The organism is Pantoea sp. UBA5923 (assembly GCF_002431095.1).
Classification (GTDB): domain Bacteria; phylum Pseudomonadota; class Gammaproteobacteria; order Enterobacterales; family Enterobacteriaceae; genus Pantoea; species Pantoea piersonii.
Genome location: NZ_DJDN01000018.1, coordinates 78,588 through 96,421, shown reverse-complemented (window position 1 = coordinate 96,421; position 17,834 = coordinate 78,588). Strand labels below are relative to the sequence as shown.

At 59.1% G+C, this 17,834-nt stretch carries 15 protein-coding genes; 12 read left to right on the top strand and 3 right to left on the bottom strand.

The window, feature by feature from the left end; translation table 11 throughout:
• Positions 1-4: 4 nt before the first annotated feature.
• From B3797_RS04115 to B3797_RS04095, 5 genes are all read left to right on the top strand, one after another.
• Positions 5-1,456, top strand: a complete 1,452-nt coding sequence (locus B3797_RS04115; RefSeq protein ID WP_311790457.1) for a TolC family outer membrane protein — start codon at positions 5-7, stop codon at positions 1,454-1,456.
• A 5-nt stretch (positions 1,457-1,461) separates the two neighbouring features.
• Complete coding sequence (locus tag B3797_RS04110) at positions 1,462-3,633, top strand: type I secretion system permease/ATPase (protein WP_414693029.1); 2,172 nt, start codon at positions 1,462-1,464, stop codon at positions 3,631-3,633.
• A complete protein-coding gene (locus B3797_RS04105) occupies positions 3,630-4,850 on the top strand; it encodes an HlyD family type I secretion periplasmic adaptor subunit (RefSeq protein WP_311790455.1) in 1,221 nt (406 codons plus the stop codon). The genes B3797_RS04110 and B3797_RS04105 overlap by 4 nt, the downstream gene beginning before the upstream one ends.
• A gap of 187 nt (positions 4,851-5,037) precedes the next feature.
• Positions 5,038-5,961 carry an agmatinase gene (speB, locus tag B3797_RS04100; RefSeq protein WP_126690062.1) on the top strand — a complete coding sequence of 308 codons (924 nt, stop codon included), beginning with the start codon at positions 5,038-5,040 and terminating at the stop codon, positions 5,959-5,961.
• 17 nt (positions 5,962-5,978) lie between these two features.
• On the top strand, positions 5,979-6,422 hold the full coding sequence (locus B3797_RS04095; protein ID WP_414693028.1) for a YidB family protein: 444 nt from the start codon (positions 5,979-5,981) through the stop codon (positions 6,420-6,422).
• Positions 6,423-6,460: 38 nt separating this feature from the next.
• Here B3797_RS04095 and B3797_RS04090 read toward each other — a convergent pair whose 3' ends face one another.
• Positions 6,461-7,219 carry a M48 family metallopeptidase gene (locus B3797_RS04090; protein ID WP_311783880.1) on the bottom strand — a complete coding sequence of 253 codons (759 nt, stop codon included), beginning with the start codon at positions 7,217-7,219 and terminating at the stop codon, positions 6,461-6,463.
• Between the two features lie 272 nt (positions 7,220-7,491).
• Between B3797_RS04090 and tkt the strand changes: the two genes are divergently transcribed.
• Entirely contained in the window at positions 7,492-9,483 is a 1,992-nt protein-coding gene (tkt, locus tag B3797_RS04085) for a transketolase (protein ID WP_311790453.1), read from the top strand.
• A gap of 41 nt (positions 9,484-9,524) precedes the next feature.
• On the opposite strand, the gene B3797_RS04080 is transcribed toward tkt, so the two are convergent.
• Positions 9,525-10,064: a polymer-forming cytoskeletal protein gene (locus B3797_RS04080; RefSeq protein ID WP_311790452.1), complete on the bottom strand. Its 540-nt coding sequence runs from the start codon at positions 10,062-10,064 to the stop codon at positions 9,525-9,527.
• 521 nt (positions 10,065-10,585) lie between these two features.
• Here B3797_RS04080 and epd point away from each other — a divergent pair.
• The 6 genes from epd (at position 10,586) to B3797_RS04050 (ending at position 16,694) form a co-directional block, all read left to right on the top strand.
• Positions 10,586-11,605, top strand: coding sequence for an erythrose-4-phosphate dehydrogenase (gene epd, locus B3797_RS04075; RefSeq protein ID WP_311783883.1), 1,020 nt, complete (start codon positions 10,586-10,588; stop codon positions 11,603-11,605).
• 51 nt (positions 11,606-11,656) lie between these two features.
• Complete coding sequence (pgk, locus tag B3797_RS04070; RefSeq protein WP_120454542.1) at positions 11,657-12,820, top strand: phosphoglycerate kinase; 1,164 nt, start codon at positions 11,657-11,659, stop codon at positions 12,818-12,820.
• Positions 12,821-12,924: 104 nt separating this feature from the next.
• Positions 12,925-14,004, top strand: a complete 1,080-nt coding sequence (gene fbaA / locus B3797_RS04065; protein ID WP_120454540.1) for a class II fructose-bisphosphate aldolase — start codon at positions 12,925-12,927, stop codon at positions 14,002-14,004.
• Between the two features lie 187 nt (positions 14,005-14,191).
• A complete protein-coding gene (mscS, locus tag B3797_RS04060; protein ID WP_311790451.1) occupies positions 14,192-15,064 on the top strand; it encodes a small-conductance mechanosensitive channel MscS in 873 nt (290 codons plus the stop codon).
• Between the two features lie 126 nt (positions 15,065-15,190).
• A complete protein-coding gene (gene argO, locus B3797_RS04055; protein ID WP_311790450.1) occupies positions 15,191-15,814 on the top strand; it encodes an arginine exporter ArgO in 624 nt (207 codons plus the stop codon).
• A gap of 142 nt (positions 15,815-15,956) precedes the next feature.
• A complete protein-coding gene (locus B3797_RS04050; protein ID WP_120454534.1) occupies positions 15,957-16,694 on the top strand; it encodes an oxidative stress defense protein in 738 nt (245 codons plus the stop codon).
• A 40-nt stretch (positions 16,695-16,734) separates the two neighbouring features.
• Here B3797_RS04050 and B3797_RS04045 read toward each other — a convergent pair whose 3' ends face one another.
• Entirely contained in the window at positions 16,735-17,640 is a 906-nt protein-coding gene (locus tag B3797_RS04045) for a LysR family transcriptional regulator ArgP (protein ID WP_033752211.1), read from the bottom strand.
• Positions 17,641-17,834 lie beyond the last annotated feature (194 nt).

Here is a 17,834-nt window from a genome sequence, read left to right as displayed (position 1 = left end):
AACGATGGATCGGATGCAATCAAGCGCAATATATCGCCGTTCTTTTAAACTCAGCGTTCTCTGTGCTGGCATCGCTTTTTTTACAACTTCCCCTCTGGCGGCCGGCAGCGACGTCGCGCAGATGGCCAGCCAGATCACCGCAACCGGCCTGGCGAAACAGCAGGATCTCCCTTCATTAACCGGCGAGAGCGCCGAACCCGCGCTGGCGCACGTCCCTGACACCCTGACGATCAATCAGGCGGTGCAGCGGGCGATCCAGTGGCATCCCGATATCGCCGAAGCGGTGGGAAAACTGCTCGAACAGGCCGATCAGGTCGACGTGGCGAAAGCCAAATATTATCCGCAGGTCAGCGCCGGTATGAATAACGGCTACAGCAACAGCTACAGCGAGAAGGGGTTCAGCCCCTCGTTCGTGCTGTCGGTTTCGCAGATGCTCTACGATTTCGGCAAGGTCAGCAGCTCGGTGCGCTCCGCCGAGGCGGGCGTCGCCCAGCAGCAGGCCAACGTGCTGCTCAGCATCGATACCGTGGCGCACGATACCGCCGCGGCGCTGATTCAGGTGCAGGGTTATCAGCAGCTGGTGAAGATTGCGCAGGAGCAGCTGACGGCGCTGATGAAAATCGGCGATCTCGCCCGCCAGCGCAACGATGAAGGCGCCGCCTCGCTCTCCGACGCGACGCAAACCGACGCCCGCATTGAAGGCGCGCGCACCCTGCTGACACAGTACCAGGCGAACCTTGACCGCTGGCGCGCCACGCTGGCGACCTATCTGGGCTGGCCGCTGGTGAAAAAAGTCAGCGACGACTTTCCCGCCAGCCTGACGCGCTCCTGCGATGTCGCGAAGGCGGATGACCGGACCAACCCGGCGGTGCTCGCCGCCTGGGCGCAGGCCAACGAGGCGCAGGCGAAGCTGGACAACGCCAACGCGCAAATGCTGCCTACCATCTCGCTGGAGCCGCAGGTGACGCACTACCTTAACAATCACTACGCCAACAGCGAGACGCTGGATCGCACGCAATATTCAACCTGGGTCAAGGTCGAGATGCCGCTCTATCAGGGCGGCGGCATGACCGCCAGCCGCAATGCCGCCGCCAACGCGCTGAACGCCGCCAACGCCGCGGTGAATTCGGCGCGGCTGAAGGCGCGCCAGCAGCTGAGCGAATCGCAGAGTCAGTCGCAAAGCCTGGCGCTCAGCCTGGCGATTCAGGCGCGGCAGCAGCGGCTCGGCGAGAAAACCCAGTCGCTCTATCAGGATCAATATCTGCAGCTCGGCACCCGTCCGCTGCTCGACGTGCTCAATGCCGAGCAGGAAGTATTCCAGACCCGCTTCACGCTGCAGCAAACCATCAGCCAGTTACGCTCGCTGCAGCTCGACTGCCTTTACAGCACCGGCCATATGCGGTCGGCGTTTGCCCTGAATAATCAGCGGATCCAGTCCGTGGAGATCCAGCCATGACGCAAATGCAGCTTCCAGAGTCGCCCGCCGGAAAGCCCGACGGGGCCGAAGGCGGGGTGCCGTTACAGGGCTGGGCGACAGCTATTATCCTGATCGCCGGCCACTATCGCTTGCCCTGCTCGCCGGGCATGATCCTTGCCGCCAGCGAGTGGCAGGGCAAACAGACACGCGACAAAGCGCTGCGCCATCTGGCGCGCCAGGCGGGCATGTCGCTGCAGCTTTATCAGGATAATAAATGGGAAATTAACCACTGGCGGCTGCCGCTGGCGGTCGAGCTGGCGGACGGGCAGGTCGGGGTGATTACCAGTTTCGACGGTGAAGATGAGGTGCGGGTGCACTTCAGCGGCGATGAGCAGCCGACGCCGCTGTCGCTGGGCGCGCTGCTGCCCGATATTCGCTTCGCCGCCGCCTTTCGTCCGCTCACCGCCGCAAAAGACAGCCGCGTTGACCGCTATCTGGAAACCATCAAGCCCGACTGGCTGCGTCGCCTGGTGCTGCGCGATCTGCGCCCCTACGGCTACGTCATGCTGGGATCTTTTCTGATCAACCTGCTGGCACTGGTGGGCATCATCTTCTCGATGCAGGTTTATGACCGGGTTATCCCGGCACAATCCTATCCGACCCTCTACGTGCTCTACGGCGGGGTAATTATCTCGGTGATCTTCACCTATATTCTGCGCGTCGGGCGCGATCACGTCACCGATCTGCTGGGCAAGCGCGCCGATATGCGCGTCTCCGATCGGGTGTTTGGCCATGCGCTGCGCCTGCGCAACAGCGCTATCCCGCGCTCTACCGGCACCTTTATCTCGCAGCTGCGCGAGCTGGAGGCGATCCGCGAAATGGTGACCTCGACCACGGTCAGCTCCATCGTCGATATGCCCTTTTTCCTGCTGTTTATGCTGGTGATGGCGATTATTGCGCCGCAGCTGGCGTGGATCGCGCCGGTGGCGGTGATCCTGATGATCCTGCCCGGTCTGCTGCAGCAGAAAACGCTGGCCAGGCTGGCGCATCAGTCGCTGAAAGAGTCGACGCTGCGCAACGCGGTGCTGGTGGAGAGCGTGCAGGGGCTGGAGGATATTAAGCTGATGCAGGCGGAGGATCGTTTTCTGCAGCAGTGGAACAGCTATATCCGCATTACCGCGCAGTCCGGCGTTGAGATGCGTAAAGTGATGCACTCGCTGATTAGCTGGGGCGTTACGGTGCAGGGGCTGGTCTACGCCAGCGTGATCGTTATCGGCGCGCCGATGGTAATTAATGGCGATATCACCACCGGCGCGATTGTGGCGGCGTCGCTGCTCTCGTCGCGCATGATCGCCCCGATGGGCACCCTGTGCGGCGTGCTGGCGCGCTGGCAGCAGGTCAAAGCGGCGAAAAGCAGCCTGGACGCGCTGATGGCGCTGCCGGTAGAGAACAGCAAAGATGAAACGCGCATCCACTGTCCGGTACTGTTCGGCCACTACCAGTTCAGCGAGGCGATGTTTCGCTACTACAGCGACTCCGCCACTATTGCGCTGCGCATCAAGAGCCTGACGATCAAGCCTGGCGAACGCGTCGCGGTGCTGGGCCGCAACGGATCGGGAAAATCGACGCTGCTGCAGGCGATGATCGGCGGCATGGATTTGGTGGGCGGCGAGCTGCGGCTCGATAACCTGAGCCTGCCGCATATCGATCTTGCCGACGTACGGCGCAATGTCGGCCTGATGACGCAGAATGCGCGGCTGTTTCACGGCACGCTGCGCGAAAACCTGACGATGGGCGCGGCGCACGCCAGCGACGAGGCGATCTTCGCCGCGCTGACGGTGAGCGGCGGCGCGGACTTTATTCGTCGCCTGCCGCTCGGCCTGGATCATCCGGTGATGGAGGGTGGCGTCGGGCTGTCCGGCGGACAGCGGCAGTCAGTGCTGCTGGCGCGCATGCTGCTGCGCGATCCCAATATTGTGCTGCTGGATGAGCCGACCGCCTCGCTGGACGATCACACCGAAAAAGAGTTTATCGAACGGCTTGGGCAGTGGCTGAATGGCCGCACGCTGATTGTGGCGACCCACCGCGCCGCCATCCTCGCGCTGGTGGATCGCGTGCTGGTATTAAAAGAGGGGCAGCTGGTAATGGACAGCCCGAAAGAGAGCGCACTGCCACCGGCGCGGCCGTCGCTTAACCGGCCGGAGGATAAGGCATGAGCGAGCTATCGACAAAACTGCGGCTGGTCGCGCCCGAAGCGGAAACGTCAGACGATATCAACGGCGATCTGCGCTCGGAAAGCTACTATACCGGCGCGGTGCGCCTGATTGTCATCAGCTTCTTTCTGCTGCTGGCCGGGCTGATCTGGGCGTGGTTCGGCGTGCTGGATGAGGTGTCGACCGGCACCGGCAAAGTGATCCCCAGCTCACGCGATCAGGTGCTCAGCTCGCTGGAGGGCGGGATCCTCGCCGAGCTTAACGTTCACGAAGGGGATCGGGTCGAGGCGGGGCAGATCGTGGCGAAGCTCGATCCGACGCGATCCGTCTCCAGCGTCGGCGAGAGCGCGGCGCGCTACCGGGCCGCGCTGGCGGCCAGCGCGCGGCTCTACGCCGAGGTGAACGACCAGCCCTTGCGCTTTCCGGCAGAGCTGAAGGCCTTCCCCGACCTTATCGCCTCTGAAACGCGGCTCTACAATACCCGCCGCGCGCAGCTAAAAGACTCGACGGCGCAGATTCAGGAGTCGCTTGGACTGGCCAACCGCGAACTGGCGATTACCCAGCGGCTGGCGAAAACCGGCGCCGCCAGCAGCGTCGAGGTGCTGCGGCTACAGCGCGACAAGTCCGATCTGGAGCTAAAGCTCACCGATATGCGTTCGCAGTATTACGTGCAGGCGCGTGAGGATCTGGCGAAGGCGTCGGCGGAAGCGGACAGCCTGGCGCAAACGGTGAAGGGACGCGAAGATACCGTCACCCGCCTGACGCTGCGTTCGCCGATGCGCGGCATCGTGAAAAACATCAAGGTCACTACCGTTGGCGGGGTGATCCCGCCCAACGGCGAGCTGATGAATATCGTGCCGATGGACGATCGTCTGCTGATTGAAGCGCGCCTCTCGCCGCGCGATATCGCCTTTATCCATCCGGGCCAGAAGGCGCTGGTGAAGATCTCCGCCTATGATTACGCTATTTACGGCGGGCTGCATGGCGTGGTGGAGAGCATCTCGCCCGATACCATTCAGGATGAGGTCAAGCCAGAGATCTACTACTACCGCGTCTTTATCCGCACCGAAACGGATTACGTGCAGAACAAAGCTGGACGCCGCTTTGCTATCAGCCCCGGCATGGTCTCTACGGTGGATATTAAAACCGGCGAGAAAACGGTCATGGATTATCTGGTCAAGCCGTTTAACCGCGCCAAAGAGGCGCTGCGGGAGCGGTAATGGCCTCCCAATACTTTTTTATTCAGGCGCGTCGCGGATTGCAGCGCGCGCCGAACTCCGCAATAATTGCGTAAAATGCGGCAACGCAAAATCCCTTCCTCGTCGGGTTTAACGACGCGGAGGGGATTTTTTTTATCAAGCCTTTTATCACCTGTAACTTAACGCCACGCGGCAGTGAGGATGATTTATGTATAACACCCTGGGCAATCAGTATGACAATTCGCTGGTCTCAAACGCCTTCGGCTTCATGCGTTTTCCTGTGAACTTCCAGCCTTACGACAGCGACGCCGAGTGGGTGATCACCGGCGTGCCTTTCGACGCCGCCACCTCTGGCCGTCCGGGCAGCCGCCTGGGCCCGGGCGCGATCCGTCAGATCTCCACCAACCTCGCCTGGGAAGGGTGTCGCTGGCCGTGGGATTTCGACCTGCGTCAGCGCCTGAACGTCGTGGACTGCGGCGATCTGGTCTACGCCTTTGGCGATTCGCAGGATCTTTCCGACAAGCTGCAGGCGCATGCGGAAAAACTGCTGGCGAACGGCAAGCGCATGATGACCTTTGGCGGCGACCACTACGTTACGCTGCCGCTGCTGCGCGCCCATGCGAAGCATTTCGGCAAGCTGGCGCTGGTGCATTTTGACGCCCATACCGATACTTACTCCAACGGCCCGACGTTCGATCACGGCACCATGTTCTTTACCGCGCCGAAAGAGGGGCTGATCGATCCGCAGCACTCAGTGCAGATCGGCATCCGCACCGAGTTCGACAAGAGCCTGGGCTTTAACGTGCTGGATGCAGCGCAGGTCAACGATCGCAGCGTCGACGATATCCTGGCGGAAGTGAAGCGCACCGTCGGCGATCTGCCTGTCTATCTGACCTTCGATATCGACTGCCTGGACCCGGCGCACGCGCCCGGTACCGGCACGCCGGTTATCGGCGGCCTGACTACCGACAAGGCCACCAAACTGGTGCGTGGCCTGCAGGGGCTGAACATTGTCGGTATGGATCTGGTAGAGGTAGCGCCGGGTTACGATCACGCCGATCTCACCTCGCTGGCCGCGGCGACGCTGGCGCTTGATATGCTGCACGTTCAGGCGGCGAACAAAGGCAAGTAACTTTTCAAGCCGGGCGTATGCCGCGCCCGGTTTTAACCTTAACGGAGAGCAATATGGGCCTGCTTGATGAATTAGTCGGTGCTTTAGGCAACGGCAACGGACGCAATACGTTAGGCGAGCTGGAAGCGGTGTGGAACTGGGTGCAGGAGCAGGGCGGTATTGAAGTGCTGCTGCATAAGTTCCAGCAGGGCGGGCTGGGCGAGATTTTAAGCTCCTGGATCGGCACAGGCAGCAACCGGTCGGTGAGCGGCGGCGAACTGCGCTCGGCCTTTGGCGAAGAGGCGCTGCAGTCGCTGGCGCAGAAGCTGGGGACCGATGTGAACGGCGCCTCCGGCAAACTGGCGGAGCTTTTGCCGCACCTGATTGACCGCATGTCGCCGCAGGGACAGATGGACGATCAATCCCTGCACGACAAGCAACTCGATCTGGGATCGATGGTAGATCAGCTTTTCAGGCGATAACAGATTGCGTGCGCCGCCACAGGGCGACGCACGTCCGCTTATTTTCCGGCGTCTGCCGCGATGCGATCGCGAATATGCTGCGCACGCGCCGCAGAGTCGGGATGTGAATCAAACAGGGAGCTTTGCTGGCCCTGCTGCATTTTCGCCAGCTTTTCAAAGCTGGTCGCCAGCCCCAGCGGATTAATGCCGCGTTTCTTCAGTAGCTCGTAAGAGTAGTCATCCGCCTGCGACTCCTGGGTTTGCGAGAACTGCGCGTTGACCAGCTGCACGCCCAGATCGCCCAGCTGCGACTGCGACAGCGAGCCGATAACGCCGCCCACCGAAGAGGCCGCGGTGCGCGCCGCCGTAGTGCCGAAGGCGACCTGCATCGCCTTGCGCGTATGGCCCAGCGCGACGTGTCCCATCTCATGTCCCAGCACGCCTTCGACTTCGTTGTCGTCCATCATATCCATCAGCCCGCTATAGACGCGGATGCAGCCGTTCGCCATCGCCCAGGCGTTAACGTCTTTGGTGATGTAGACGCGGTAGTTGGCTGGCGTACCGTTAATGTTGTCGCCCAGCGCGGCGGCGATCTTGTTCAGCCGCTGCTGATAGGTGCTGTCGGCCGGCGCGAGCTGGTTCTCTTTATCCATCTGCGCGCAGGATTGATCGCTGAGCTGTTTTACCTGTGCGTCATTGAGGGTGTAGGCCTGAAAAGCCTGGGCGCCCGACTGCAGCAGCGCGTTATTGTCCATGCCCTGGCAGCCGCTGAGCAGCGCCGCGAGGCTGATTGCCATGATGCCTGTCTTAATCTTCATGCGTACATCCTGTCAGTAACAAGGTAGGAAAAGCCGGTATCTGAAAAGGGTCAGATACAGTAAAGAGTGGGTTATAGCCTGTAGTCAGCCACTTCGCTAGCAGACATTGCCGTAAAAGCCAGGCGAAGCGGCGAGATTTAGCACGGTGCGGCATGTACTTTTGCCTCTATTTTCATGTACATTGATGAGCGACTTTTTCCTTGTTTTGCCCGATAAATCATTAATAACAATGAGTTAAATAGGCGAATCATTAATCCGACCTGGAGTAGAAAATGCCCTCTCGTAAAGAGCTTGCCAACGCCATTCGCGCGTTAAGTATGGACGCAGTACAGAAAGCCAAATCGGGACATCCGGGGGCCCCGATGGGTATGGCAGATATTGCCGAGGTGTTGTGGCGCAGCTACCTGAACCATAACCCGACCAACCCGCAGTGGGCCGACCGCGATCGCTTTGTGCTGTCGAACGGCCACGGCTCAATGCTGATTTACAGCCTGCTGCACCTCACCGGCTACGATCTGCCGATGAGCGAGCTGCAGAACTTCCGCCAGCTGCATTCAAAAACTCCAGGTCACCCGGAATATGGCTACACCCCGGGCGTTGAAACCACCACCGGCCCGCTGGGCCAGGGCATCGCTAACGCGGTCGGCTTCGCCATCGCCGAGCGCACCCTGGCGGCGCAGTTCAACCGTCCGGGCCATGAGATCGTTGACCACAACACCTGGGTGTTTATGGGCGACGGCTGCATGATGGAGGGCATCTCCCACGAGGTCTGCTCTCTGGCCGGCACCCTGAAGCTGGGCAAGCTGGTGGCGTTCTATGACGACAACGGCATCTCTATCGACGGCCATACCGACGGCTGGTTCACCGACGACACCGCGAAGCGCTTCGAAGCCTACGGCTGGCACGTGGTGCGCGGCGTGGACGGCCACGACGCGGAGGCTATCGCCCGGGCGATTGACGAGGCGAAAGCGGTCAGCGATAAGCCTTCGCTGCTGATGTGCAAAACCGTTATCGGCTTCGGCTCGCCGAACAAGGCGGGCACCCACGACTCTCACGGCGCGCCGCTGGGTGACGACGAGGTGGCGCTGACCCGCCAGCAGCTGGGCTGGACGCACGCTCCGTTCGTTATCCCGTCAGAAATCTACGCCGAGTGGGACGCGAAAGAGGCGGGCCAGGCGAAAGAGGCGAAGTGGAACGAGAAGTTCGCCGCCTACGCGCAGGCGTACCCGGAGCTGGCCGCCGAGTTCAGGCGTCGCGTCAGCAACGAGCTGCCGGCGAGCTGGCAGGAAGAGTCGCAGAAGTTCATTGAGCAGCTGCAGGCCAACCCGGCGAAAATCGCCAGCCGCAAGGCCTCCCAGAACGCCATCGAGGCGTTCGGTAAGCTGCTGCCGGAATATCTGGGCGGCTCCGCCGACCTGGCGCCGAGCAACCTGACCATGTGGTCCGGCTCTAAGCCGATCAACGTCGACCCGGCGGGCAACTATATCCACTACGGGGTGCGCGAGTTCGGCATGACCGCCATCGCCAACGGCCTGGCGCTGCACGGCGGCTTTCTGCCTTACACCGCCACCTTCCTGATGTTCGTGGAGTATGCGCGCAATGCGGCGCGCATGGCGGCGCTGATGAAGATCCGCCAGATCATGGTCTACACCCACGACTCTATCGGCCTGGGCGAAGACGGCCCGACCCACCAGCCGGTGGAGCAGCTGGCCAGCCTGCGTACCACGCCAAACATGAGCACCTGGCGTCCGTGCGACCAGGTGGAGTCGGCGGTGGCGTGGAAATACGCCATCGAGCGTAAGGACGGCCCGACCGCGCTGATCTTCTCCCGCCAGAACCTGGCGCAGCAGGCGCGCAGCGCGGAGCAGCTGGCGAACATCGCGCGCGGCGGCTACATCCTGAAGGAGAGCGACGGCCAGCCGGAGCTGATCCTGATTGCGACCGGCTCAGAGGTAGAGCTGGCGGTGGCGGCGTATGACAGGCTGAGCAGCGAAGGGATTAAGGTGCGCGTGGTCTCCATGCCGTCAACCGACACCTTCGACAAGCAGGACGCGGCGTGGCGCGAGGCGGTGCTGCCGAAATCGGTCGGCGCGCGCGTTGCAATTGAGGCGGGCATTGCGGACTACTGGCAGAAGTATACCGGCCTGCATGGCGCGGTGGTGGGCATGACCTCCTTCGGCGAGTCCGCTCCGGCGGAGCAGCTGTTCGAGGAGTTCGGCTTCACCGTGGACAACGTGGTGGCGCAGGCGAAAGCGGTGCTGTAAGAGGTAAGGGTTCGCCGCTTATGCTGGCGAACCCTGTCGGGCTACTGCTGTAGCAGCGTCGCCTTATGCAGTTGAAATTCCTGAGCGGAGGATACAGATGCTTCGCTCAGGCCGCTCTCTCTTTTATCCTGCTGCCAGGGATTAGAGGTGCCATAGAAGCGGCCCTGGTGATGGATAGCCAGCGATTCGCATTCGACGGTGCCATCCATAAACCCTTCCGCATTGATGGCGATTTCACGGCTGCGGCACAATCCTTTTAGCTCGCCGCTGATTTCCGTACGCTGCGCATAGATCTCTCCATCGACCCGCCCCTTTTTCTGCACAAAAACCGTTTTTTCCGCAATAATCTTGCCGGTGATATTGCCGTTGATATGCACGTCGCCCTGAGCGTTAACTTCGCCCGTAATCGTGCAGGTTTCCGGGATAGTCGTGGTGTTGACCGGTGCAGCCGGCGCAGCCTTGACGACAGTGGCGGCGGACACGCTCTCTTCAAAATCATCCTCAGGCGGCGTCACTGCTGCCGCAGCGCTGGCCGTTTCGGTGAAGCTGGCGTTGAAGCTATTTTCTTTGCGTTTAAACATAATTATTCCTTTGTTGAATCTTAATCTCCTGAAAGCCGCCCGGGCGATAAGCGTTACCGCTACTGCCAGCAGCAGCCCGCGATACTGACGCACCAGCGTCAGTGTAACGCTCCAGCTCAATACGTAGATCACCAGAGCGCAAGACCAGATAAACCAGAGATACCAAAGCAGGTTGTAGTTCATAGGTTGTCTGTCGTAATGACGCGCCTGTTGCCGCTATTGGGTTAAATGGCGCTAAGCCGGGCTATTTTACTAAAGCAGGTCGCGTCTGGCGGTCGTTTTATATCCATAATGCAGGGGCGAGTGTGATCCTCGTCAGATTTTTAAAGTCTGATTTGATCTGACGCATTCCAATTATTACTGCTTCTCTTTATTGTAGCTGAACCGTTTCAGTAGGCGCTGTGACGGCGTTTTGTCGAGCGGCATAACGCTGCAAAAGCGCAAGAATTTCCTGTACAAACGAGAACGTCTGGCTCAGGCTAACGTTCCGATTTGACACTGATTTTAATTGCAGGGGTGGTATGACGGTTCGCATTGCCATAAATGGATTTGGTCGCATCGGACGCAATGTGCTGCGCGCGCTCTATGAGACCGGCCGCCGGGCAGAAATCACGGTTGTGGCGATCAATGAACTGGCGGAAGCGGCCGGTATGGCGCATCTGCTGAAATATGACACCAGCCATGGCCGCTTCGCCTTTGACGTGCGTCAGGAGCGCGATCTGCTGTGGGTCGGCGAGGATACCATTCGCATCCTGCATCATGCCGATATCGCTTCGCTGCCGTGGCGCGAGCTTAACGTCGACGTGGTGCTGGACTGCACCGGCGTCTACGGCAGCCGGGCGGATGGCGAGGCGCATCTGCAGGCGGGCGCGAAAAAGGTGCTTTTTTCCCATCCGGGCGGCAACGATCTTGACGCGACCGTTGTGTTCGGCGTGAACGAACAGGCGCTTAAACAAACCGATCGTATCGTCTCTAACGCCTCCTGCACCACCAACTGCATTATTCCGGTGATTAAACTGCTGGACGACGCCTTCGGCATTGAGTCGGGCACTGTCACCACTATCCACTCGGCGATGCACGATCAACAGGTGATTGACGCCTATCACAGCGATCTGCGCCGCACGCGCGCCGCCAGCCAGTCGATCATTCCGGTCGATACTAAACTGGCCGCCGGGATTACCCGTATTTTTCCGAAATTCAATGACCGCTTTGAAGCGATCGCGGTACGCGTGCCGACCATCAACGTTACGGCCATCGATCTCAGCGTTTCCGTACGCGAGGCGGTCAGGGCCTGCGAGGTCAACGCGCTGCTGCAAAACGCGTCAGAGGGGGCATTTCGTGGTATAGTTGACTATACGGAATTACCGTTAGTCTCAGTAGATTTTAACCATGATCCGCACAGTGCCATTGTGGACGGCACGCAAACGCGGGTCAGCGGTCAGCGCCTGATCAAGACCCTGGTCTGGTGCGACAACGAATGGGGCTTTGCTAACCGAATGCTCGACACGACGTTAGCGATGGCCGCAAGCGGTTTCAGGTAAGGCGCGGTCTGCGTCTGACAAAACTTACGAGAATCAACGAGAGGGTTCACCATGTCTGTAATTAAGATGTCCGATTTGGATCTGGCTGGTAAGCGCGTTCTGATCCGCGCCGATCTCAACGTACCAGTAAAAGAAGGGAAAGTGACGTCAGACGCACGTATTCGTGCCTCTCTGCCTACCATCGAATCGGCGTTGAAACAGGGCGCAAAAGTGATGGTCACCTCTCACCTGGGTCGCCCGACCGAAGGTGAATATAACGAAGAATTCTCCCTCCTGCCCGTTGTTAACTATCTGAAAGAAAAACTGAACGGCACTAAAGTCACCCTGGCGAAAGATTACCTCGACGGCGTTGAAGTTGACGCGGGCGAGCTGGTCGTGCTGGAAAACGTGCGCTTTAACAAAGGCGAGAAGAAAGACGACGAAGCGCTGTCGAAAAAATATGCAGCGCTGTGCGACGTCTTCGTCATGGACGCCTTCGGCACCGCGCACCGCGCACAGGCCTCGACTCACGGCGTTGGCAAATTCGCGCCGATCGCCTGCGCAGGCCCACTGCTGTCAGCCGAGCTGGAAGCGCTGGGTAAAGTAATGAGCAACCCGGAGCGTCCGCTGGTGGCGGTAGTCGGCGGCTCAAAAGTCTCTACTAAATTCGACGTGCTGCAGTCGCTGGTGAAAATCGCTGACACCGTTATCGTCGGCGGCGGCATCGCCAACACCTTCGTCGCTATCGACAACAACGTCGGCAAATCGCTCTATGAGCCGGACTTCGTTGAAGCGGCGAAAGGCCTGCGCGACCAGTACGGCATTCCGGTTCCGACCGATTCACGCGTTGGCACGGAATTCTCTGAAACTGCCCCGGCAACCGTGAAAAAGGTTTCCGAAGTGGCGGATAACGAAGAGATTATGGACTTCGGCGACGAAACCGCACAGGCCATGGCGAAGCTGCTGAAAGAGGCGAAAACCATTCTGTGGAACGGCCCGGTCGGCGTGTTCGAGTTCCCGAACTTCCGTAAGGGCACCGAAATCGTCGCGAATGCTATCGCTGACAGCGACGCTTTCTCTGTGGCGGGCGGCGGCGATACCCTGGCGGCTATCGACCTGTTCGGCATCGAAAACAAAATCTCTTACATCTCTACCGGCGGCGGCGCGTTCCTGGAGTTCGTCGAAGGCAAAAAACTGCCTGCGGTTGCAATGCTGGAAGAGCGTGCTAAGCAGTAATCCTTTGGGGGCGACGCGCTGGCGCGTCGCCTGAAGACTTGCCCCGTTGGGCGTTTAAATCGCTGTCCCTTAAGGGATAATCGGTCACGAAACAGGACACAATCATGTCTAAAATTTTTGATTTCGTTAAACCCGGCGTTGTCACTGGCGACGACGTTCAGAAGATCTTCCAGGTAGCGAAAGAGAACAAATTCGCGCTGCCAGCGGTAAACTGCGTCGGCACTGACTCTATCAACGCCGTACTGGAAGCCGCTGCGAAAGTGAAAGCGCCGGTTATCGTCCAGTTCTCTAACGGCGGCGCCGCGTTTATCGCCGGTAAAGGTTTCAAAACCGACAAGCCGCAGGGCGCGGCGATTTTCGGCGCTATCGCAGGCGCGCATCACGTTCACCTGATGGCTGAACAGTATGGCGTGCCGGTTATCCTGCACACCGACCACTGCGCGAAAAAACTGCTGCCGTGGATCGACGGTCTGCTGGACGCAGGCGAAGAGCACTTTAAGAAAACCGGTAAACCGCTGTTCTCTTCTCATATGATCGACCTCTCTGAAGAGTCTCTGGAAGAGAACATCGAGATTTGCAGCAAATACCTGGCGCGCATGGACAAAATGGGCATGACGCTGGAGATCGAGCTGGGCGTGACCGGCGGTGAAGAAGATGGCGTGGACAACAGCCACGTTGACGCTTCTGCGCTTTACAGCCAGCCGGAAGACGTTGATTACGCCTATACCGAACTGAGCAAAATCAGCAAGCGCTTCACTATCGCTGCCTCTTTCGGCAACGTACACGGCGTTTACAAGCCGGGCAACGTTAAGCTGACCCCGACCATTCTGCGCGACTCGCAGAAATACGTTTGTGAAAAACATGGCCTGCCGCACAACGCGCTGGACTTCGTTTTCCACGGCGGCTCCGGTTCTTCCGCAGCGGAAATCGAAGAGTCAATCAGCTACGGCGTGATCAAAATGAACATCGATACCGACACCCAGTGGGCAACATGGGACGGTATTCTGCAGTACTACAAAAAGAACGAAGAGTATCTGCAAGGCCAGCTCGGCAACCCGCAGGGTCCAGACAGCCCGAACAAAAAATACTACGATCCGCGCGTCTGGCTGCGCGCAGCGCAATCCTCAATGGTTGTGCGCCTGGAGCAGGCTTTTAAAGAGCTGAACGCCATCGATCGTCTGTAATTCGCTACAGAGTACAAAAAAGGCCCGTAAGGGCCTTTTTTTATGCGCTTTGCCGACAAAATGTAAGGGAATTCAAGGCTGATTTGGCAGTTCCCCCTTTTTTGTTTACCCTTCAGTAAGGAATTGTCGGAACGCCTCTGACAATGTTTTGTCATTTCCCCCGGGGAATATTCAACAGGGTGCATAAATGGAACATTTGAATGTGGTCGATGACCTCAACAATGCGGGCAGCTGGATTGTCCGCAATCAGGAGCTGCTGATTAGCTACGCGGTGAATATCGTGGCGGCGGTAGTGATCCTTGTCATTGGTATGACAATCGCGCGTATTATCGCCAATGCCGCCAACCGCCTGTTGCAGGCTCGCCATATTGATCCCACCGTTGCTGATTTCCTGTCGGCGCTGGTTCGCTACGGGATTATCGCCTTTACCCTTATTGCTGCGCTGGGCCGCATCGGGGTGCAGACCACCTCGGTCATCGCTATTCTCGGCGCTGCCGGTCTGGCCGTGGGCCTGGCGTTGAAAGACTCCTTGTCCAACCTTGCCGCAGGCGTGCTGCTGGTGATTTTCCGCCACTTCCGCTCAGGCGAGTTCGTTGACCTCGGCGGCATTATGGGTACGGTTATGAACGTGCAGATTTTCTCCACCACGCTGAAAAGCGCTGACGGTAAGATGGTGGTGGTGCCGAACGGTAAAATCATCACCGGCAATATCGTGAACTTTTCACGCGAGCCGGTGCGCCGCAACGAGTTTATTATCGGCGTCTCTTACGATGCGGATGTCGATCAGGTGCTGACGCTGCTGCGTGAGGTGGTTGATGCCGATTCACGCGTGCTGCAGGATATGGGCGTACAGATTGGCCTTAACGAACTGGCCGCGTCCTCCATGAACTTCGTGGTGCGCTGCTGGAGCAACAGCGGCGATCTGCAGAACGTCTACTGGGATCTGCTGAAGAACTTCAAGCGCGCGCTGGATGCGAAAGGCATCGGCATTCCTTATCCGCAAATGGACGTGCATCTGCATCGCGTCAGCCAGCCGGAAGCAGAAGCGAAAGCAGAATAAACCTATCAGGGCGGCGCTCAGGCCGCCTTTATTAACCTGCCTAATGCCAGATTAAATCTTTCAATTTCCGCTAATAATCCCGCTTCTTTATACTCCTCTGCATCTCGTCGATGTAAGGAAAATTCCGTGTTATCAATGTATTTACAAGGACTTGCTCTTGGCGCCTCGCTGATATTGCCGCTGGGGCCGCAGAACGCATTCGTGATGAATCAGGGCGTCAAGCGCCAGTATCATTTGATGACGGCGACGCTCTGCACGCTCAGCGATATCGCGCTGATATGCGGCGGGATCCTCGGCGGCAGCGCCTTGCTGCATCAGTCTCCGCTGCTGCTGATGCTGATTACCTGGGCTGGCGTCGCCTTTCTGCTGTGGTACGGCTGGAATGCGCTGCGGGCCGCCTTTAGCGGCAATGTCGATCTGGCCAGCAACGCCGAGCTTAAGCAGAGCCGCTGGCGCATCATCGCCACCATGCTGGCGGTCACCTGGCTTAATCCCCACGTCTATATCGATACCTTCGTGGTGCTGGGCAGCCTCGGCGGTCAGTTGCCGACGCAGGAAGCGCGCCACTGGTTCGCGCTGGGCACGATCAGCGCGTCGGTAATCTGGTTCTTCGGACTGGCGCTGATGGCGGCCTGGCTTTCGCCTCGCTTGCGCACCGCCGGCGCGCAGCGCGCAATCAATCTGCTGGTCGGTGCCGTGATGTGGATTATCGCCAGCCAGCTGGCGCTACAGGGAATAGCGAATTTCTGATTTGAATAGTCCGAAAGCGACAGAACATGATAAGCAAAACGCGAACTTTTGCGGTATAACACGCTCTTAGCTGTGCATACTATTCCGCTCATGCTCTGGCCTTTGATGCCGCAGCAAAACAGAGATTTCAAGGAGGACTTTCGTGAAACTGAAAGCACTGGCGCTGGTCGCCATGACAGGCGCTTTAGCGCTGCCGTTAAGCGCATTAGCCGACGAACTGCCGAACGGCCCGCATGTGGTGACCTCCGGCCAGGCGACCGTGGATGCGCGTCCGGATATCGCCACGCTCTCTATCGTGGTCAACGTCTCCTCTAAAGATGCAGCGGACGCGAAAAAGCAGGCCGACGATCGCGTTGCGCAATATTTTGATTTCCTGCAAAAAAACGGCATTGAGAAGAAAGATATCGATGCCGCTAACCTCAGCACTCAGCCGGAATATGACTATACCAAAGAGGGCAAGTCGGTGCTGAAAGGCTACCGTGCGGTGCGTCAGGTGCAGGTTACGCTGCGCCAGCTCGATAAGCTGAATGAGCTGCTGGACGGCGCGTTGAAAAGCGGCCTGAACGAAATCCGCTCAGTCGAGCTGGGCGTCACCAACCCAGACAGCTATAAGGCGCAGGCGCGCAAGGCGGCGATTGATAACGCTACCCAGCAGGCTGCGGCGCTGGCGGAGGGCTTTAACGCGAAGCTCGGCTCGGTTTACAGCATTCGTTACCATGTCGCTAACTACCAGCCGATGCCGATGGCGCGCATGTACAAAGCCGCTGCGCCTTCTGCGGATACCTCCGCGCAGCAGACCTACGAGCAGCAGAGCATTCACTTTGACGATCAGGTGGATGTGGTATTCGACATCAAGCCGAATACAGCCGGTTCTCAGTAAAGGAAAAGGGGCGCTTAGCGCCCCTTTTTTTGCCGATTTTTCAGGCCGCCAGATCGTCCTGACGCAGCACGCGATGGCCGTGTGAAATCAGCGCGTCGGTGACGCGGCGCATCAGTCGGCTCTCCGGCGCAAAGCGGTGCCAGTAGAGCATACGGCGCTGGCAGAGGCCCGGCGTCAGGTCCAGCAGTTCGCCGCCCGCCAGCTCGCGCTCAATCTGCAGATGCGGGATCATACAGCAGGTCGAACCCTGTCGCGCCAGCTGCACGAAGGCTTCTGACGAGTTAACGATATGGCAGGGCACGCTGCCAGGCGACAGATCGAAGTTCTGCTGTAAAAAGGCCTGATGCATATCGTCGAGATGGTCAAAAGCGACCGCAGGCGCCTTAAGCAGCGCCGAGCGCGTGACGCCGTTAGGAAAGTAACGGGCGGCGAACTCCGGCGAGGCGACAAAGAGATAGTCGAGCGCGCCAAGCTGATCCACCAGGCAGCTCGGTAGCGGCTGTGGCTGAATACTCACCGCGCCTACCACTTCGCCACGGCGCAGACGCTCCTGCGTGCGGGTCTCATCTTCGACCTGTAAATTGAGGCGTACCGGCGAGTCCGCCAGCACATCTTTTAGCGCAGGCAGCAGCCAGGTCGCCAGGCTGTCGGCGTTTACCGCCAGTGACAGCAGCAGCGGCGTAGTACCGCCATTCTCATCGCTCAGCCACTCCTCTTCCAGCAGCTCTACCTGATGCAGCAGCGCCAGCAGCTTCTGGCCTTGCTCGGTGGGGCGCGGCGGCACAGTGCGCACCAGCAGCGGCTGGCCGAAGAGGTTCTCCAGCTGTTTAATACGCTGCGATACGGCCGACTGCGTAATGCATAACTTTTGTGCGGCGCGCTCAAAGCCGCGTTCGCGTATCACTGCGTCCAGCGCCTGAAGCGTTCGATAATCGGGGCGTTTCATTGTTGTTCTCTCTCCTTCAGGGTGGACGATACTATGCCACAAAAAATTCATCTGACGCGCCTGAAAGGATCTTTCCGCACGCCGCGCACCGCCTTTTTTGCGGGCTGGCTTCCAAAGCGAATATTCCAGCCTAAACAGCCGCGCACATTCAGCGGGCGTTGATTTATACTACGCGCACTTCGTTGTCGCACAGG